The sequence below is a fragment of the Paenibacillus sp. YYML68 genome (assembly GCF_027923405.1).
In the GTDB taxonomy this organism is placed as follows: Bacteria; Bacillota; Bacilli; order Paenibacillales; family NBRC-103111; genus Paenibacillus_G.
In genome coordinates this window covers 743,846-761,780 of sequence record NZ_BQYI01000001.1, presented here as the reverse complement: position 1 = coordinate 761,780, position 17,935 = coordinate 743,846, and the positions used below count along the sequence as shown (strand labels likewise).

Annotated in this window: 28 protein-coding genes; 2 read left to right on the top strand and 26 right to left on the bottom strand. The window is 49.7% G+C overall.

Going from position 1 to position 17,935, the window contains the following annotated elements; genetic code table 11:
* Nucleotides 1-72: 72 nt before the first annotated feature.
* On the bottom strand, nt 73-684 hold the full coding sequence (locus PAE68_RS03470; RefSeq protein WP_281884118.1) for a stage II sporulation protein M: 612 nt from the start codon (nt 682-684) through the stop codon (nt 73-75).
* Nucleotides 685-789: 105 nt separating this feature from the next.
* On the opposite strand from PAE68_RS03470, the gene pdaB reads away from it, so the two are divergent.
* Complete coding sequence (gene pdaB, locus PAE68_RS03465; protein WP_281884116.1) at nt 790-1,575, top strand: polysaccharide deacetylase family sporulation protein PdaB; 786 nt, start codon at nt 790-792, stop codon at nt 1,573-1,575.
* Between the two features lie 35 nt (nt 1,576-1,610).
* On the opposite strand, the gene PAE68_RS03460 is transcribed toward pdaB, so the two are convergent.
* On the bottom strand, nt 1,611-2,210 hold the full coding sequence (locus PAE68_RS03460) for a KinB-signaling pathway activation protein (RefSeq protein ID WP_281884114.1): 600 nt from the start codon (nt 2,208-2,210) through the stop codon (nt 1,611-1,613).
* 136 nt (nt 2,211-2,346) lie between these two features.
* Between PAE68_RS03460 and gerD the strand changes: the two genes are divergently transcribed.
* Nucleotides 2,347-3,144 carry a spore germination lipoprotein GerD gene (gene gerD / locus PAE68_RS03455; RefSeq protein WP_281884112.1) on the top strand — a complete coding sequence of 266 codons (798 nt, stop codon included), beginning with the start codon at nt 2,347-2,349 and terminating at the stop codon, nt 3,142-3,144.
* A gap of 61 nt (nt 3,145-3,205) precedes the next feature.
* On the opposite strand, the gene PAE68_RS03450 is transcribed toward gerD, so the two are convergent.
* From PAE68_RS03450 to PAE68_RS03335, 24 genes are all read right to left on the bottom strand, one after another.
* Entirely contained in the window at nt 3,206-4,309 is a 1,104-nt protein-coding gene (locus PAE68_RS03450; RefSeq protein WP_281884110.1) for an Mrp/NBP35 family ATP-binding protein, read from the bottom strand.
* 67 nt (nt 4,310-4,376) lie between these two features.
* Nucleotides 4,377-5,135 (bottom strand): N-acetylmuramoyl-L-alanine amidase CwlD, encoded by a 759-nt coding sequence (gene cwlD / locus PAE68_RS03445; protein ID WP_281884108.1) that lies wholly within the window; start codon nt 5,133-5,135, stop codon nt 4,377-4,379.
* A gap of 89 nt (nt 5,136-5,224) precedes the next feature.
* The gene (gene sat / locus PAE68_RS03440; RefSeq protein ID WP_281884106.1) at nt 5,225-6,397 is read right to left on the bottom strand and encodes a sulfate adenylyltransferase; all 1,173 of its coding nucleotides are present in this window, start codon (nt 6,395-6,397) and stop codon (nt 5,225-5,227) included.
* A 33-nt stretch (nt 6,398-6,430) separates the two neighbouring features.
* Entirely contained in the window at nt 6,431-7,123 is a 693-nt protein-coding gene (locus PAE68_RS03435) for a phosphoadenylyl-sulfate reductase (protein ID WP_281884104.1), read from the bottom strand.
* Nucleotides 7,124-7,348: 225 nt separating this feature from the next.
* Nucleotides 7,349-7,741 carry a 30S ribosomal protein S9 gene (rpsI, locus tag PAE68_RS03430; protein ID WP_281884102.1) on the bottom strand — a complete coding sequence of 131 codons (393 nt, stop codon included), beginning with the start codon at nt 7,739-7,741 and terminating at the stop codon, nt 7,349-7,351.
* Nucleotides 7,742-7,760: 19 nt separating this feature from the next.
* Nucleotides 7,761-8,198, bottom strand: a complete 438-nt coding sequence (gene rplM / locus PAE68_RS03425; protein ID WP_281884100.1) for a 50S ribosomal protein L13 — start codon at nt 8,196-8,198, stop codon at nt 7,761-7,763.
* A gap of 128 nt (nt 8,199-8,326) precedes the next feature.
* Complete coding sequence (truA, locus tag PAE68_RS03420; protein WP_281884098.1) at nt 8,327-9,106, bottom strand: tRNA pseudouridine(38-40) synthase TruA; 780 nt, start codon at nt 9,104-9,106, stop codon at nt 8,327-8,329.
* Between the two features lie 105 nt (nt 9,107-9,211).
* The gene (gene rplQ, locus PAE68_RS03415; RefSeq protein ID WP_281884095.1) at nt 9,212-9,577 is read right to left on the bottom strand and encodes a 50S ribosomal protein L17; all 366 of its coding nucleotides are present in this window, start codon (nt 9,575-9,577) and stop codon (nt 9,212-9,214) included.
* Nucleotides 9,578-9,620: 43 nt separating this feature from the next.
* Nucleotides 9,621-10,565: a DNA-directed RNA polymerase subunit alpha gene (locus PAE68_RS03410; RefSeq protein ID WP_281884093.1), complete on the bottom strand. Its 945-nt coding sequence runs from the start codon at nt 10,563-10,565 to the stop codon at nt 9,621-9,623.
* Between the two features lie 127 nt (nt 10,566-10,692).
* Nucleotides 10,693-11,088 carry a 30S ribosomal protein S11 gene (gene rpsK, locus PAE68_RS03405; protein WP_013921137.1) on the bottom strand — a complete coding sequence of 132 codons (396 nt, stop codon included), beginning with the start codon at nt 11,086-11,088 and terminating at the stop codon, nt 10,693-10,695.
* Nucleotides 11,089-11,109: 21 nt separating this feature from the next.
* Nucleotides 11,110-11,478, bottom strand: a complete 369-nt coding sequence (gene rpsM, locus PAE68_RS03400; protein WP_281884087.1) for a 30S ribosomal protein S13 — start codon at nt 11,476-11,478, stop codon at nt 11,110-11,112.
* A 15-nt stretch (nt 11,479-11,493) separates the two neighbouring features.
* Nucleotides 11,494-11,607 carry a 50S ribosomal protein L36 gene (gene rpmJ / locus PAE68_RS03395; protein ID WP_003333770.1) on the bottom strand — a complete coding sequence of 38 codons (114 nt, stop codon included), beginning with the start codon at nt 11,605-11,607 and terminating at the stop codon, nt 11,494-11,496.
* A 64-nt stretch (nt 11,608-11,671) separates the two neighbouring features.
* The gene (gene infA, locus PAE68_RS03390) at nt 11,672-11,890 is read right to left on the bottom strand and encodes a translation initiation factor IF-1 (protein WP_072338006.1); all 219 of its coding nucleotides are present in this window, start codon (nt 11,888-11,890) and stop codon (nt 11,672-11,674) included.
* A gap of 2 nt (nt 11,891-11,892) precedes the next feature.
* Nucleotides 11,893-12,207, bottom strand: a complete 315-nt coding sequence (locus PAE68_RS03385; RefSeq protein WP_397378090.1) for a hypothetical protein — start codon at nt 12,205-12,207, stop codon at nt 11,893-11,895.
* Nucleotides 12,207-12,959: a type I methionyl aminopeptidase gene (map, locus tag PAE68_RS03380; protein WP_281884080.1), complete on the bottom strand. Its 753-nt coding sequence runs from the start codon at nt 12,957-12,959 to the stop codon at nt 12,207-12,209. Before map ends, PAE68_RS03385 begins: the two co-directional genes overlap by 1 nt.
* Nucleotides 12,959-13,609 carry an adenylate kinase gene (locus PAE68_RS03375; RefSeq protein WP_281884078.1) on the bottom strand — a complete coding sequence of 217 codons (651 nt, stop codon included), beginning with the start codon at nt 13,607-13,609 and terminating at the stop codon, nt 12,959-12,961. The genes map and PAE68_RS03375 overlap by 1 nt, the downstream gene beginning before the upstream one ends.
* A gap of 174 nt (nt 13,610-13,783) precedes the next feature.
* On the bottom strand, nt 13,784-15,085 hold the full coding sequence (gene secY, locus PAE68_RS03370; protein ID WP_281884076.1) for a preprotein translocase subunit SecY: 1,302 nt from the start codon (nt 15,083-15,085) through the stop codon (nt 13,784-13,786).
* The gene (gene rplO, locus PAE68_RS03365; protein ID WP_281884074.1) at nt 15,085-15,525 is read right to left on the bottom strand and encodes a 50S ribosomal protein L15; all 441 of its coding nucleotides are present in this window, start codon (nt 15,523-15,525) and stop codon (nt 15,085-15,087) included. The genes secY and rplO overlap by 1 nt, the downstream gene beginning before the upstream one ends.
* A 35-nt stretch (nt 15,526-15,560) precedes the next feature.
* Nucleotides 15,561-15,749 (bottom strand): 50S ribosomal protein L30, encoded by a 189-nt coding sequence (gene rpmD / locus PAE68_RS03360; RefSeq protein WP_281884072.1) that lies wholly within the window; start codon nt 15,747-15,749, stop codon nt 15,561-15,563.
* 10 nt (nt 15,750-15,759) lie between these two features.
* A complete protein-coding gene (rpsE, locus tag PAE68_RS03355) occupies nt 15,760-16,257 on the bottom strand; it encodes a 30S ribosomal protein S5 (RefSeq protein WP_281884070.1) in 498 nt (165 codons plus the stop codon).
* 28 nt (nt 16,258-16,285) lie between these two features.
* Complete coding sequence (rplR, locus tag PAE68_RS03350; RefSeq protein ID WP_281884068.1) at nt 16,286-16,654, bottom strand: 50S ribosomal protein L18; 369 nt, start codon at nt 16,652-16,654, stop codon at nt 16,286-16,288.
* Nucleotides 16,655-16,714: 60 nt separating this feature from the next.
* A complete protein-coding gene (gene rplF, locus PAE68_RS03345; protein ID WP_281884066.1) occupies nt 16,715-17,257 on the bottom strand; it encodes a 50S ribosomal protein L6 in 543 nt (180 codons plus the stop codon).
* A gap of 31 nt (nt 17,258-17,288) precedes the next feature.
* The gene (gene rpsH / locus PAE68_RS03340) at nt 17,289-17,687 is read right to left on the bottom strand and encodes a 30S ribosomal protein S8 (protein WP_281884064.1); all 399 of its coding nucleotides are present in this window, start codon (nt 17,685-17,687) and stop codon (nt 17,289-17,291) included.
* A 33-nt stretch (nt 17,688-17,720) separates the two neighbouring features.
* Nucleotides 17,721-17,906 (bottom strand): type Z 30S ribosomal protein S14, encoded by a 186-nt coding sequence (locus PAE68_RS03335; protein WP_026326663.1) that lies wholly within the window; start codon nt 17,904-17,906, stop codon nt 17,721-17,723.
* Nucleotides 17,907-17,935: the final 29 nt, after the last annotated feature.

Genomic DNA, 17,935 nt, shown 5'->3' with positions numbered 1-17,935 from the left:
TGCCGTACCCTAGCATCGCTTTACTGTTATGCTCAGTTTTTGGCATTTTTATGACGTATAATTCGAATTAATTTATCCACGGAGCAGCCAGAGGGTGATCGTACTCTCGATAAGCGCAGCAATGAACAGCACTCCGACCAGCAGAAGAGATAGCGGAATAAGAGCCTTGATGAAGGCGCGAAGCTGCACAGCAACTGCCTTGGAGCGCGAGGCAATAGGAAGCGCAATGAGCCATTTACTAACGAGAACACCGAACCGCAAGCCAAGCGCACACGCTACAATAATCGCAGGCAACTCCAACAGCCCATGTGGCGCAATGCCTTGCATGAATTTCATAAAGGAATGCTCCTCAGACTGCACAGCCCCGACATATCCCAGCAATATTCCATTAACGATCAATATAATAAGCGGGGGGATGCCGAACAGCACTCCGGATACGATCACCTGCAGTGTGACTCTTACGTTATTCATAAATATGAGCCAGAACAACGCCCATTGCTCATTCGGCTGCGTTTTTGTTTCCTCCACAAGCTTCTGTAACGCCTCCAGCTGCAGATCAATCATCCACCGGAAGCTCTCGGAATCGAAGGCACCTAACCCGATCCCCCCCACAAATACTAGCGTAGCTGCAATGATGTAATGCTTGATTGCTTTGAGCTGTTCCAAGCCGCTTCTTAAGTTCACCGCTTATCCCTCCATATGAGCATAAGATGATGGTACGAGCATACATTTACTAATGACAATCAAACAAGCCCTTCGACTAGATCGGCAGGCAAAGGAGGCAGTCTTGTGAATTTTTTCTACGTGATGAACGGAAAAAAGCTTAAGCAAGCGCTCATCATCTGTGTCGCCATTGTGTTCGCGGCCGGTATCGTTTATTCAGAGAGAGGCAACGTGTCGGTGTTCTCGCAGAGTGGTCCTGTGGCGATCTACAATGTCCCGACGGAGAAGAAAGTCATCGCTCTTACGTTCGACATTAGCTGGGGCGATACACGTACGGAGCCGATCATGAAGATTCTTGAGGAGAAAAAAGTGAAAAATGTGTCGTTCTTCGTCTCCTCCCCTTGGAGCAAAAGCCACCCAGAGCTCGTGCAGCGAATGATCGCGAACGGCTGGGAGGTCGGCAGTCACGGTCATAAGCACGTGAATTACACGAGTCTGGAGGACGAAGAGATTCGCGCACAGATCAAGACGGCGCACTCCATTATTAGTGAAGTATCCGGTATTAGTCCACAGCTCATTCGATTCCCTAACGGCGACTTCGACAAGCGGGTGCTACGTATAGCAGATGAGATGAATTATTCTGTCATCCAATGGGATACCGATTCACGTGACTGGGAGAATCCCGGTGTCGAGACCATTATTAACCGCGTCGTAACGAAGGCACACCCCGGCGATATTGTGCTCCTGCATGCCAGCGATTCAAGCAAACAAACCCACGAAGCGCTTCCCGTCATCATCGACAAGCTTCGCGACAAGGGCTATGAGTTCGTAAGCGTCAGTCAGCTGATGAAGCAGGCGCAGGTAAGTAACAAACCACCGGTTGAGGACCAGACGATGAAGCGCATTTATTAATTGAATAGCTGTTAGGATTAAAAATCAAGAGCCGTCTACTGCGGCTCTTTGTTTGTGTTCAGTACTTTATGCAAAATAAGAATCTGCCAAGCGTTGCAGGCGAGCAGCGGAATGACCATGAAAATCGTTGACGCCGTCTTGCCCAACCGGAGCGCAGGTATCGCTTCAAGTGTCGAGAGCACGATCATGAAGAACAGCGTCGGAATCCAAGCGGAAGTATTCGTCGCTTTCACCTTGGCGTAGGCTACAACGACGGAGACGATCAATATAAAGGCTGGAAGCAGGAAGTACGTGCTGAAGGAGCCTTCATGAGCTGAATCGACATAACGAAGGTAGACCAGATCGACCAATACGACAATAATCGTGAAAATTTGAACGTAGTCCCAGATCCACTTCTTCGGTATCATGCCCATAAAAATGTGCCTGACGATCAAATAAGCGAAGAAGCCCATCTGACTTAATACGCTGATCGTGGAGCCGATCAGTAAGGAGCTGAGGATGGTAAAGCCAATTGCTTTGCCGCTAAGAACGGCCTCTGGATCTGTCAGCTGCATCGTCAAGCCTGTTAATATGCCGACAACGGTTCCGATCGCAAGTGTGGTCCAGAACAAATAAAACCATTTTCTTATTGTCAACTACGTTACCTCCAGTGCAAGTCATATCAACTGTTAATTGTACCAACACTCACAATAAAATGCTAACGACATTTGTGTTAAATGAAGGCCGGGAAACAAATACTACAGCTAAAATGCACGAAGGGAGTCTGGATACATGAGAACGAACAAGAGTCATTACTTGATTCCGGCGGTTCTCCTGGCAGGACTGCTCTCCGCCTGTGGTTCGGATACGCAAGGTTCTAGCGGCGGCGGTATGAACACGTATAAGGATACGAAGTCGATGGTGCTCGACATTCTGAAGACCGAGGATGGCCAGAAGGCGATCCAGGAGGCTACAATTCAGGCCGACAGCAAGCTCCAGCTGTTGTCTGCCGGCGACACGCAGCAGCTTCAGCTCGCAGTGAAGGACGTCCTCGTCGATACGGATAACAACAAATTTCTACAGAAGATGATTAAAGATCCGAAATTCGCCGGTCAATTCGCTAAGGCCATACAAAGTGACACAAAAAATTTACAAAAGGATCTGATGAAGGATCCTGAATATCAAAAAGCGTTGCTCGCGGCCATGAAGGGTCCTGAGTATGAAACGATGATGCTTGACGTGCTGAAGACCCCTTCCGCGCGGACTCAAATTAAAGCACTCATACAAGAGTCCATGCAAAGTCCTCTCGTCAAGCTGGAGCTCATGGAGCTTATGAAGAAGGTGCTGGAGGATGAGATCAGCTCGAAGTCCGATGGCGGCGGTAAGGAGCAAGCCGGTGGTGAGGGTGGCAAGCAAGGTGGCGGTGGTGAAGGCGGCGGCCAAGGCGGAGAGCAAGGTGGCGGTGGTGAAGGTGGCGGCGAAGGTGGAGAGCAAGGCGGCGGTGGTGAAGGTGGCGGCGAAGGTGAGCAAGGCGGCGGTGGTGAAGGCGGCGAAGGTGGAGAAGGCAACGACGAGAAGAAGATGGAGTAGTGCTCTGACTATACAGAAAAAGGATCGGCTAAGCCGATCCTTTTCACGTCTAAGCGAAGTATTAACTTAACTCCACGATACGACGTGCCACGTCTAAATACATGTTGCCTGTATCCGAGTCCGCCTTATATACAGATGGAGAATAGTCCGGCTCTGCAATATGGTTGTCCGGCACACCGAGCGGAATTTGCGCAAGCAGGGGCGCGTGAAGCTCTTCAGCCAGCTTCGCTCCGCCTCCACGGCCGAAGATGTAATCCTTCTTCCCGCAATCGCTGCACGAGTAATAGGACATGTTCTCCACGATGCCTAGAATCTGGTGGTTTGTGTGAATGGCCATTGCACCTGCTCGTGCTGCAACGAAAGCAGCTGTCGCATGTGGGGTCGTGACGATAATCTCCTTGCTCTGCGGAATCATCTGATGAACATCGAGCGCGACGTCACCTGTTCCCGGTGGCAGGTCAAGCAGTAAATAATCGAGCTCGCCCCACTCTACTTCGTTAAAGAAGTTGCGCAGCATCTTGCCGAGCATCGGTCCGCGCCAGATGACGGGTGTGTTCTCCTCAACGAAGAAGCCCATCGAAATTACTTTCACACCGAACCTTTCGACAGGTATGATGCGATTGTTCTCGAGCTGCGGACGCTCCTCAATGCCCATCATGTCCGGGACGCTGAAGCCGTAGATGTCGGCATCGACAAGACCGACTTTTTTCCCAAGACGCGCTAATGCTACTGCCAGATTCACGGTGACGGTAGACTTGCCGACGCCACCCTTGCCGCTCGCGATTGCGATAATATTCACGCCCGAGTCTGGAGCTGTAACATTCGTCGTAGCGGCTGACGGCGCAGCTTGCGACTGCGCAGCTCCAGTCTGCTCTGCAGTCGATGATGCCTGCTTCTTACGATCTGCTTCATTGCGCTCATAATCAGACATCTCTCTTAAGCGCAGGTGTACATGAGCAGCGCCCGCGCGCTCGAACGCCTTCGTCACTTCTTCCTGGAGACGCGCCTTATACGATTCGTCATTGGTCGAAAGCAGCACAGTGGCCGAGACTTGCCCTTCCTTTACAACCAAATCACGAATACATTGTAGCTCCGCAAGCGATTGACCATAGGTTGGATCTATAATCTCACTTGCCGAAGCCAGTAATTGTTCTCGGGTCAGCACCGATGTTCACCTCAGCTATTTAGTCAATATGGTTCCTTCTAACGCTGAGGCTTATTATACCACACTTTTAGTTGGCGCCCACTTTTTCCCCGGAGTAGTAGCGCAGGATCCCCTGATAGACCGCAGCCGCCACCTTCTTCTGGTACGTCGTGTCTCCGAGCATGCGTGCCTCCTCCGGATTAGACAAGAAGCCGACCTCAACTAATGCACTCGGAATTTGAAGCGTCTTCAGTAAATAAATGTTCTTATCTGCCTGCTTCGCCTCGCGGTCCGTATTTTGTAGATTGCGTTTGATCTCATCTTGTATGAGTGCTGCAAGCGTTTCGTTACCCGCATGATTCGGGTAGTAGAACGTCTGTGCCCCTGTCCACTTGGCCGACGGAATGCTATTCAGATGAATGCTTACGAACATATCCGCTCGCTGGTCCGAAATAAAGTCGGCTCGGTTCAATAAATCCTCGGTCTTGCGCTTGCTATAGCCCTTCGTCGAAGGATCAGCTAAGTCGCGGTCGTTTTCTCTTGTCATGACGACAAGCGCACCGGCTTGCTGCAAGTAATCGCGCAGATGTAACGATATGGCCAAGTTTACATCCTTCTCCACGAGCCCTTCCTTGCTGCTGGCCCCGCCGTCCGGTCCGCCATGTCCCGGGTCGAGGGCGATAATTTTCCCAGAGAGAGGCATCGTCCAATAGGTCCACGTTTTGGAGGCCGGCAGCTCATAGGTGAACATGAACAGCATTAAGGCGACCAGACCGGCCGACATGAGGATTTTGAAGCCGCTATGCATCGTCAGCCAGACGACAACCCTTTTTCTTTTACCGAACATGACAAAAATCCACCTCGCATCCCATAGACTCTCATTCATCTATATGGGACGAGGTGGACAAATATACCTTATGAAGTTAGGACTGCTCGTTATACCTGATACTCAGGCTCCTTCATACCGTCAATCAGCACCTGGGCAACCTCAGGACGCGTGAACTGTGGCGGCGGGCATTGACCGTCACGCAGCAGCGCACGAACCTTCGTACCGGAAAGGGTCATATGATCTTCCTTGCTGTGCGGGCACGTCTTGCTGGAAGCCATATTACCGCACTTCGTGCAGAAGAAGCTATGCTCGAAGAAGAGAGGCGTAATGCCAAGCTCATCGGCTGTGAAGTTGCTGAAAATCTCCTGCGCTTCGTACGTACCGTAATAGTCACCTACACCGGCATGGTCGCGACCAACGATGAAGTGAGTGCAGCCGTAGTTTTTACGAACCATGGCATGGAAGATCGCCTCACGTGGACCCGCATAACGCATAGCGGCCGGGAATACACCGAGGAATACACGATCCTTCGGATAATAGTTGTCGAGCAGCACGAGGTAGCTCTTCATCCGTACATCTGCGGAGATGTCATCCGACTTCGTCTCGCCTACGAGCGGGTTCAAGAACAGGGCATCTACAATCTCCATAGCGCTCTTCTGGATGTACTCATGAGCGCGGTGTACCGGATTCCGAGTCTGGAAGCCTACGACCGTTCTCCAGCCCTTCTCGGCGAAGATACGACGCGTCTCGGAAGGGTCGAAGTAGAAGTCTTCGAACTTCTCCGGCTTCGGACGGTTGAGCACCTGAATCGGACCGCCAATGTACGTTGCTGGCTTCGTATACAGCTTCTGAACGCCTGGGTGAGCCGTATCGTCAGTCTTGAATACTTTGACCGCTTCGTGCTGCTGGTCGACCTTATAGATGCTCTCCACCTTGATCAAGCCGTACGTGACACCATCTGTCTCGCCTACAAGCGCAACCTCTTGGCCGACCTGGATCGCCTTCTCCTGCTCTTCTGTAACAGCCAGCGTAATCGGGATGCTCCACACCGTACCGTTCGCAAGACGCATATTCTCCACAACCGACTTATAATCGTCCTCATTCATGAAGCCTGTCAGCGGGGAAAAGGCGCCAACGCCGATCAGATCAAGGTCAGAGATCGCCCATGCGGTAATCGGTAGCTGATATAGCTCCTTCGCCTGAATAAGCAGCTGCTCGCGCTCTGCGCCTTCTACTACGCGATTAATTAACGTACCGCCATGCGGCTGAATCGTTGCCATCGTTCGTATTCCTCCCAAGAGATAGATTCGTAATTACTTATGCAAGCCGCACTCCGTCTTCTCGAAGCCAGCCCAGCGTCCTGCACGAGGATCTTCGCCAGCGGCTACCGGACGGGTGCAATGCTCACAGCCGATGCTCGGGAAGTTACGATCATGAAGCGCATTGTAGATGATGTTGTTGTTGCGAATATAGTTCCACACGTCTTCAGACGTCCAGTCTGCAAGCGGGTTGAACTTCACAAGACCGAACTTCACATCATATTCGACCTTCTTGGAGTTCGCACGTGTAGGCGCCTGGTCGCGGCGAATACCTGTAATCCAAGCATCATAGTTCTTGAGAATATCCGTAAGCGGGTCTACCTTACGAATGTTGCAGCATAGCGAAGGGTCATTCTTCCACAGCTCATCACCATGTGCTGCTGCTTGCTCTTCCAGCGTCAGCTTTGGAAGCACTTGAATGAATTCGCGGCCGTAGTGCTGCTGCAGACGGTCACGCGTCTCGTATGTTTCCTGGAAGTGCACGTTCGTGTCTAAGTAGAAAATATCTGATTTCGGGCTTACCTTCTGGAGCATATCGACAAGTACAACGTCCTCTGCCCCGAAGCTACAGGCAAGCGTTATGTTCGGGAACTTCTCTACCGCGAAGGCAATGAGCTCCTCCGGCGACTTCGTCTCAAATTGTTCAGCTGCTTGCTGAATCAAGGCTTCTTTTTCAAACAGATTCATAGTTGATTTGCCCTCCCATAGTTTAATTCCGAGTATAAACATAAGAATTATTTCGATTGATTATAATTATAATTGATACGGACTTTTTGTCAATTTAAAATTTTCTCTTACTGCTCTTATTATCATATTAGGGAAACGCCTAACCTGTGTGCAAAAATAACGAAAAACCTCTGTGATTCGAACGAATCGACAGAGGTTTCTGTACACCACAAGGGTGATTGAATATTAACGCTTCGAGAACTGAGGAGCGCGACGAGCGGCCTTCAAGCCGTACTTCTTACGCTCTTTCATACGTGGGTCACGTGTCAGGAAGCCTGCACGCTTCAGAGCGCCACGGAATTCTGGATCAGCCTTCAGCAACGCACGGGAGATCCCGTGACGGATTGCGCCAGCTTGTCCGGAAATACCGCCACCGTGAGCGAGTACAAGAACATCGTACTTGGACAATGTTTCTGTAAGGTTCAACGGCTGCTTAACGATAAGCTTCAACGTCTCCAGACCGAAATATTCGTCCAGCTCACGCTTATTGATCACAATACGGCCTTCACCTGGTACCAAACGAACACGTGCTACCGAGTGCTTACGACGGCCAGTGCCATAATATTGTACTTGTGCCACAAGACAGTCCTCCCTTTAATTAACCGCGAAGTTCCCAAACTTCAGGTTTTTGTGCTTGATGCGGATGCTCCGAACCGGCATAAACATTGAGCTTCAGCTTCAGACGGTTGCCCAAACGATTCTTAGGAAGCATACCGTGGATCGCCGACTCCAATACGCGCTCTGGCTTCGTGTCGAGAAGCTGTTGAGCTGTAGCTACCTTCAAACCGCCCGGATACAGGGAGTGACGATAGTATTTCTTGTTTTGAAGCTTCTTACCTGTCAGATGAATCTTCTCAGCGTTGATCACGATCAAGAAATCGCCAGTGTCAACGTGTGGTGTGAACTCAGGCTTGTGCTTGCCGCGCAGGATGGATGCTGCTTCACTGGCAAGACGACCGAGCGTTTTGTCGGTAGCATCAATGATGTACCATTTGCGCTCAACTTCATTTGGCTTCGCCATATATGTGGTACGCATGTAAATGTTCCTCCTAGATCTATCTTCATCACGAATCGTATATTGTTCATCAGTCGTATTTCAAGACCCGGGGCCGTGGGATAGCCAGTCAAGAAACACCATTTACAATCATACTACAAGAAAAGACATTAATCAAGCTTCTTGTAGTTGTCTCCATAATAAACTTCCCAGAGCATTAACCCGTGAGCCATTGCAGTCGGACCGGCTAATTTGCGATTTCGTGAAACGAGTATTTCCTTCATACTGTCCGGACTTCGCTTGCCTTCACCTACCTGAAGTAAGGTACCGACTATGATGCGAACCATATTGTATAAAAATCCGCTGCCCGTCAGATATATATGAATAGCTTGAGACTGAAGACATTCATCAAAGGCTTCCAGTTCAAGTCTTGCCTCAAAGATCGTACGAACGTATGTTGCCGTATTCGTCCGCGCTGAGCAGAACGACGTGAAGTCGTGCACCCCCACAAAGTGAGCTAAAGCGGATCGCATTGCCTCAAGATCCAGCGCACCATAATAATGGAATTCCATATGCTTCTTCATAGGGTCGTAGTACTTACCATAGCGCAGCGTATATCGGTACGTCTTTCGTTTCGCCGTTCTTCTTGAATGAAAATCGTCAGACACGATGCAGGCATCCAATACGCGAATATTATCAGGTAGTCTGGTGTTAAGCGCCATGCACCATCGGTGGATAGGAATCGTGGACGCCGTGTAGAAGTTAAAGACTTGCCCTCTCGCATGTACACCGGCGTCCGTACGGCCTGAGGCCGTGATCTTCACTACTTCTCCGGTGAGGTGCTTGATCGCACTCTCCAGCCGTCCTTGAATCGTATCGTTATTCGGCTGTGTCTGGAAGCCACAGTATGCCGACCCGTCATAAGCGACCGTCATGCAAATGTTCACCACGGCCTGCCCTCCGATGAAAATATAGCTGTGTCCTTCCTGACGTACAAAAAAAGGGTTTCATCAGAATCAAAAGACTCCGTCCACCCTTTCCCATCCATTTTTCTCTTAAGCCCGGTCAACCAATTCCAGGTATACCATAGGCGCAGCATCGCCGCGGCGAGGTCCAAGCTTGAGGATACGTGTGTATCCGCCTTGACGCTCTGCGTAGCGCGGTGCAAGATCCGAGAAAAGCTTCTGAATCGCATCTTGGTTCTCATTCGCCTGCTCGCGACGAACGAAGGAAGCTACTTGACGGCGAGCGTGCAAGTCGCCACGCTTAGCCAAAGTGATCAGTTTCTCAGCGATTGAACGCAGTTCTTTCGCCTTTGCTTCCGTTGTTTGAATGCGCTCGTGTATAAACAAATCGGTTACCAGATCACGGAATAAAGCTTTACGCGAGCTGGAATCACGATTTAACTTTTTGTATGCCATGTGTGCAACCTCCTTCTACTTCGTGGTAGTGTAACCAGATGACCTATTCTTCCATTCTCAGTCCAAGACCAAGCTCCTCGAGCTTCTCTTGAACCTCCTCGAGAGATTTACGGCCAAGGTTACGAACCTTCATCATATCTTCTTCGGTCTTCGTAATCAGTTCCTGCACGGTGTTAATGCCGGCACGCTTCAGACAGTTGTAGGAACGTACGGAAAGATCAAGCTCCTCGATCGTCATCTCGAGTACTTTTTCCTTCTTGTCCTCTTCCTTCTCAACCATGATCTCGGCATCCTTCGCCTCGTCCGTCAAGCCGACGAACAGCATCAGATGCTCTGTCAAAATCTTAGCGCCCAGGCTCACCGCTTCTTCCGGACGAATACTGCCATCGGTCCAAACTTCCAACGTCAGCTTATCGTAGTTGGTTACTTGACCGACGCGTGTATTCTCAACGTTGTAATTCACACGAGTGATCGGTGTGTAGATCGAATCGATCGGAATAACACCAATTGGATGATCCTCGCGCTTGTTTTTGTCAGCAGCTACATAGCCGCGTCCGCGATTCGCATGAATTCTCATGTGAAGTCTCGAATCTGACGAAAGAGTCGCAATGTGTAGATCCGGGTTTAAGATCTCTACATCGCTATCTCCGCGAATGTCACCTGCTACTACAACGCCTCCGCCCTCAGCATCGATCTCAAGAACCTTCTCCTCATCAGAGTGGATCTTCAGGGACAATGCCTTCAGGTTCAATATAATCTCCGTTACGTCTTCCATTACACCAGGGATGGTGGAAAACTCATGGAGCACGCCATCGATATGCACCGATGTTACCGCAGCCCCCGGAAGAGAGGACAATAGAATGCGGCGCAATGAGTTGCCGAGCGTCGTACCGTAGCCTCGCTCGAGAGGTTCAACGACAAACTTGCCGTATGTACCGTCTTCGCTTAAGGATACGGTTTCGATTTTCGGCTTTTCGATTTCGATCATGGTAAACCCTCCTTCTAACGTCGTTTCCATCTGGATAACTTAAGACGTATAAAACGTGCGGTATGCCTATCCAAACAGTATAGACACCATTTGGATATTTATACCACCCGGGCTTAGCAATCCTGAATTATACACGACGACGCTTTGGAGGACGGCAACCGTTGTGAGGAATCGGCGTTACGTCTTTGATCAGGTTAACTTCAAGACCAGCTGCCTGCAAGGAGCGGATTGCTGCCTCACGGCCTGCGCCCGGTCCTTTAACCATAACTTCAACAGCCTTCATGCCATGCTCCATAGCTGCTTTAGCTGCAGATTCTGCTGCCATTTGCGCTGCGAATGGAGTGCTCTTACGGGAGCCCTTGAAGCCCAGGTTACCTGCGCTTGCCCAAGAGATCGCGTTGCCATGAGGATCCGTGATCGTTACGATTGTATTGTTAAACGTAGAACGGATGTGTGCCACACCGCTGTCAATATTTTTCCGATCGCGACGCTTTGTGCGTACAACTTTTTTAGGCTTTGCCATGTAGAGATTTACCCCCCTTTACTATTTCTTCTTGTTAGCTACAGTACGACGAGGACCTTTACGCGTACGCGCGTTCGTCTTCGTACGTTGTCCGCGAACTGGCAAGCCGCGACGGTGACGAACACCGCGGTAGCAGCCGATCTCGATCAGACGCTTGATGTTCAACGAGATTTCACGACGCAGGTCGCCCTCAACCTTCAGGCCCTTATCAATGAAATCACGGATTTTGCTCACTTCATCTTCAGTCAAATCGCGAACGCGAGTGTTAGCGTCAATACCGGTATCCGCTACGATCTTCGCAGCAGTTGTGTTGCCGATACCGAAAATGTACGTCAGAGCGATGATTACGCGCTTGTCGCGCGGCAAGTCAACACCAGCAATACGTGCCATTAATCCAGCACCTCCTTAGCCTTGTTTTTGTTTATGTTTCGGATTTTCACAAATTACCATAACGTTGCCTTTGCGACGAATGACTTTGCATTTTTCGCAAATTGGTTTGACCGACGGTCTAACCTTCATGGTGATTACCTCCTCAAAGCTTCTTGCAAAGAAGCTGCTTCGTAAACATAAATCGTTCAGTCATTTATTTAAAACGATAGGTTATACGGCCTCTGGTCAAGTCATACGGTGAAAGTTCAACCGTCACTTTATCACCCGGCAAAATACGGATGAAGTGCATCCGAATCTTCCCGGATACATGAGCAAGTATTTGATGACCGTTCTCCAGTTCCACTTTGAACATTGCATTCGGAAGAGGTTCAATCACTGTACCTTCAACTTCAATTACATCCTCTTTGGCCACAGTCATTCTCCTTTCTCTTGCACTTGGTGCGTTAATTGGTTCATTGCTTGAGCCACTGCATGCCGCAGCTTCCCATTGGTCACTCGACCGGTTTCCCGGATACTCTCGACTGTCTCCTGACTTATGATCGGGAGCAGCTCGAGATGAATGAGATTTTTTTTCTTAGGATCATCGAACTTCCGGTTTCTGCCGTCAGCAATCCACACGTATCGTTGGTCTACGACGCCGATAATGACAGCATACGTCCCGGATTCACGTCCCCGAATCACCCTTGCGATTTGCCCGATTTGAGGCGCTTGTAAGTGATGCATCCGCATTACACACCCGGCAGCGTCAATATTTCGAAGCCGTCCGGCGTGATTGCAATCGTATGCTCGAAATGTGCACACAGTGTGCCATCCACTGTGACCACCGTCCAGTCGTCTTCAAGCGTCCGCACGTATCGTTCACCTACATTGACCATCGGTTCAATGGCAAGCACCATACCAGGCTTCAAGCGCGGTCCGTGACCGGCGATGCCATAGTTCGGAATTTGGGGCTCCTCATGCAGAGAAGCGCCGATGCCATGACCGACATATTCGCGAACAATCGAAAATCCTTCATTCTCCGCGACCTTCTGGATAGCGCTCGAGATCGTGTACAATCTTGCATCAGGCTTCGCTTCCGCAAGGCCTGCGAAGAGAGAACGCTCTGTAACGTCAAGCAGCTTCTTCGCCGTATCCGAGATGTTGCCCACGGCATATGTCCAAGCGGAATCTCCATGGTATCCGCGATACTCGGCACCGATATCGATGCTGATAATATCGCCATCCTTCAGCTTACGCTGACCGGGTATTCCGTGAACCAATTCTTCATTCACCGAAGCGCAGATGCTTCCAGGAAAACCGTTGTACCCTTTGAAGGATGGAATTGCACCTTGGCTGCGGATAAAATCTTCTGCGATCTGATCGAGCTCTTTCGTTGTAATATCGGGCTGAATGGCGCTTTTTAACAAGCGATGCGTCTCGGCTACAATACGGCCAGCCTCGCGCATCCATTCCAATTCAGCAGCTGACTTACAAATGATCATTACGCAAGCCCCCGCAATAGTGAACTGATTTGCGCAGTAACCGTATTAATTTCCTGCTCACCGTTAACCTCACGCAATATTCCCTGGTTACGATAGTACTCCAGCAGCGGAGCTGTCTTATTGATATATTCGTCAAGACGTGTGCCGACCTTCTCTTCGGTATCATCCGAACGCTGGTACAGCTCACCCGAACATTTATCGCAAACAAGCTCTTGCGCAGGAGGGTTAAACAAGATGTGATACGTTGCACCGCAAGACTTACAGATGCGTCGACCCGTCAAGCGTGCAAGAAGCAGGTTGCGGTCTACGCTTAAATTGATCACATGATCAATTTTTTTATTCAACTCACTGGCGATTTGATCCAGTGCTTCAGCCTGGGAAATCGTTCTTGGGAAGCCATCGAGCAGGAAGCCTGTATCGCAATCCGGCTGGGACAATCTTTCGCGAACGATACCAATCGTGATTTCGTCAGGTACGAGTAGTCCTTGATCGACATACTTCTTAGCTTCAACCCCGAGGGGTGTGCCTTGCTTCATCGCAAGACGGAATGCATCACCGGTCGAGATATGAGGAACCTTGAATTCATCCACGATGCGCTCAGCCTGAGTTCCTTTACCTGCGCCGGGAGGACCCATGAAAATAATGTTCAACTTGACTTCCTCCCCTACTTGCATCGTTCGATGCTAACAGCACAATAGGTGCCGATAGCTCTCATTGAACTTCACGAATCGTGCTCGTTCCTATGCCTGATGCAGCGCCGCTGACGTAAGCAACAGCTTCTGTCGTTGGCGCGCAGGGCAATGAGTTCTATCAGAACCTATAGGCTATTTATTAATAAAGCCCTTGTAATGGCGTTTGATCAATTGGCTTTCGATAGTTTTCATCGTCTCCAAGCCTACACCGATTACGATCAGCAAGGAAGTACCGCCAATTTGAACCGATTGTGGAAGCCCGGCTACAGCTGCGAAGATCATCGGAATGATCGATACCGCGGCCAAGAACAAGGCACCGGACAATGTAATTCTCGTCATCACTCGAGTCAAGTACACTTCCGTATTTTTACCAGGACGAATGCCTGGAATGTATCCACCGTTTTTCTTCATCTGCTCTGCCATCTGTACAGGGTTAATCTGAACAAATGTGTAGAAGTAGGTGAAGCCGATAATGAGCAGCACATACAGCACCATACCTAATGGAGCCGTGTAGCTGAAGTTCGTAATGATCCAGTCAGCAACTGCATTCCCCCGCCAGAAGCTTGCAATTGTTGGTGGGAACACAAGTAAGGAAAGCGCGAAGATTACCGGAATAACGCCCGCAGCATTAACCTTGAGCGGAATGTGCGTCGACTGTCCGCCGAACATTTTGCGTCCGACAACACGCTTCGCATACTGCACCGGAATCTTACGAATTCCTTGCTGAACGAAAATGACACCGACAATCAGAGCGATCACAGCGATTACGATAATAATCACCTTAACAATGTTAAGGAAAAGCGCATCGCCCGCATCAGCAAATTGAGTTTGATAAATTTGTCCGATGCCTGTCGGAATCGCAGCAACGATACCTGCGAAGATGATAATGGATATACCATTTCCAATGCCATTTTCGGTGATTTGTTCCCCTAACCACATCAGAAATGCTGTTCCCGCCGTAAGCACGATGGCAATCAACGCATAGGTCGTGAAGCTTGGATCGATGACAAGACCGGTAAAGATCCTGTTAAATCCAATCGCGAAACTGAATGCTTGTATAAGCCCTAGCACGATGGTCCCGTAACGGGTAATTTGACTTAGCTTCTTGCGGCCAACCTCGCCTTCCTTCGCCCACTGTGTGAATGTCGGAATGACATCCATCGACAAGAGCTGCACTATGATCGACGCCGTAATATACGGTGTAATCGTCATTGCGAAGATCGAGAACTGGAACAAGGCGCCACCGGAGAATGTATTCAACAGGGCAAATACTCCGCCGGTGCTCGCTTCGTCTTGTAGCTTCAGTATATCTGTGTTGATGTTAGGTACCGGAATAAACGCACCAATTCTGTAGACGATCAGCACCAGGAGGGTGAACAGGATTCGCTTCCTCAGATCCTCTACTTTCATAATATTGGATATGGTACGAAACATTAAATCACCTCGGTTTTGCCGCCGGCAGCTGTAATCTTCTCTACCGCAGATTGGGAGAATTTACTTGCCTTCACAGTCAGCTGAACCGTAATTTCGCCGTTACCAAGAATCTTGATGCCGTCTTTCGGGTTTTTAACAACGCCGGATTCCATCAGGAATTCTGGAGTCACTTCTGTACCGCTTGCGAACTTGTTCAAGTCCTCAAGGTTAACAATCGCGAACTCTTTACGGAACTGGTTGTTAAATCCACGCTTCGGCAAGCGACGATACAGCGGGTTTTGACCACCCTCGAAGCCAGGACGTACGCCGCCACCGGAACGAGCATTTTGACCCTTATGACCGCGAGTTGCTGTTTTACCCATTCCACTTCCGATACCGCGGCCAACACGCTTGCGCGTTTGACGAGCGCCTGGAGTAGAAGTAAGCTCATGCAATTTCATCGTTTGCACCTCCTCTAGCTATATGTTTCGATCTATTAAGCTTCGACTTCTTTAACTTCTACCAGATGGTTCACTTGGCTTACCATACCGCGGATTGCAGCATTGTCTGCCTGAACAACTGTTTGATGCAATTTACGAAGTCCAAGAGCGGTAACCGTACGACGCTGAGTAGCAGGACGACCGATTAGACTGCGCTTGAGGGTAATTTGCAATTGCTTAGCCATGGTATCCCTCCTAACCTAAAAGTTCTTCTACGGTTTTACCGCGAAGCTTAGCAACCTCTTCCGCACGCTTAAGGCGACCTAAGCCTTCCAGGGTAGCGTTAACCATGTTCATGGAGTTCGACGAGCCAAGCGACTTCGTCAAGATGTCGCCAATGCCTGCAAGCTCAAGCACCGCACGAACTGGGCCACCTGCGATAACTCCTGTACCTTTGGATGCTGGCTTCAAGAGAACTTCACCGGCACCAAAGTGTCCGACCACCAGGTGAGGAATTGTTGTTCCAACGATAGGAACGTGGATCAGGTTTTTCTTCGCATCCTCGATACCTTTACGAATTGCATCAGGTACCTCAGAGGCTTTACCGATACCAGCGCCTACCCAACCTTTGCCGTCGCCAACAACTACAAGCGCGCTGAAGCTGAAGCGGCGTCCGCCCTTAACAACCTTCGCTACGCGGTTGATCTGAACGACTTTTTCTGTCAGTTCTAGAGTATTGGGATCAATACGCAAGTCCTTAACCTCCTTATGTGTAGATTTATTAGAATTCAAGACCTGCTTCACGAGCAGCGTCAGCAAGTGCTTTAACACGACCATGGTACAAGTATCCACCGCGGTCGAATACGACCTGCTGGACACCCGCGCTCTTCGCGCGCTCTGCGATCAGGGAGCCTACCTTCGTAGCAGCTTCAATGTTACCGCCGTTAGCAACTGCTTCTTTCAGCTCTTTATCTTGTGTCGATGCGGAAGCGATGGTAACACCCTTCACGTCGTCGATCAATTGAGCGTACATATGCTTAGAGGAACGGAAAATGTTCAAGCGAGGACGTTCAGCCGTTCCTTGAATTTTCTTACGAACGCGAAGATGTCTCTTCAAGCGAGCTTTGTTCTTATCCGCTTTAGTAATCATTCGAGTTTCACTCCTTTCGAGATCATAGTGAAGCAAGATAGCTTAGCAAGCTAAGCCGCCTTACTTCTTCTTACCTGCCTTACCTTCTTTACGAAGAATACGCTCGCCTTCGTACTTAATACCTTTGCCCTTATACGGCTCTGGTTCACGAACGGAACGAATTTTCGCTGCGAATGCACCTACGAGTTCTTTATCAATACCGCGAACGGTAATCTTGGTGTTGGAAGGAACCTCGAATTCGATGCCACCTGCAGGCTCGATCTCAACTGGGTGGGAGTAGCCTACGTTAAGTACCAGCTTGGTGCCGGACTTGTTCGCACGGTAACCTACGCCTACCAGCTCCAGGTTTTTCGCGAAGCCGTCTGTTACGCCGCTTACCATGTTCTGTACAACACTGCGTGTTGTGCCATGAAGCGCGCGATGCAGCTTGTTGTCAGAAGGACGCTCTACGTTGATCACGTTCTCTTCAACGACAACTTTCATATCTTTATGAAGCTCGCGGCTCAAGGTTCCTTTCGGACCTTTAACCGTAATTACTGTATTGTCCAATGTCACGTTTACTCCGCTAGGAATCGTGATTGGTTTACGACCAATACGGGACATATTGTGCACCTCCGTTCTTTAGCAATCTATATTACCAAACGTAGCAGATAACCTCTCCGCCGGACTTTGATTGACGTGCTTCTTTATCTGTCATAACACCCTTGGATGTAGACAGAATAGCGATACCGAGACCGCCGAGTACGCGAGGAACCTCTTGGCTTTTCGCATAAACGCGCAGACCTGGCTTACTGATTCTCTTCAGACCTGTAATAACGCGCTCATTGTTGGAGCCGTATTTCAGGAACAAGCGGATAATGCCCTGCTTGTTGTCTTCGATATATTCAGCGTCACGGATGAAGCCTTCCTTCTTGAGGATCTCAGCGATTTCGCGCTTGATCTTCGAAGCCGGTACCTCAACAGTCTCGTGACGAACAACGTTAGCGTTACGAATACGTGTAAGCATATCTGCAATTGGATCAGTCATAACCATGTGTTGTGAACCTCCTTCCCGAGAGCTTAAGTTTTACCAGCTTGCTTTCTTCACACCAGGAATCTGGCCTTTATAAGCCAATTCGCGGAAGCAAATTCTGCAAATTTTAAATTTACGTAGTACCGAATGGGGACGTCCGCAGCGTTCACAGCGCGTGTAAGCTTGCACTTTGAATTTCGGAGGACGCTGCTGCTTTACTTTCATCGAAGTTTTTGCCACTTTCGTTTACACCTCCAAAGGCTTCTTGC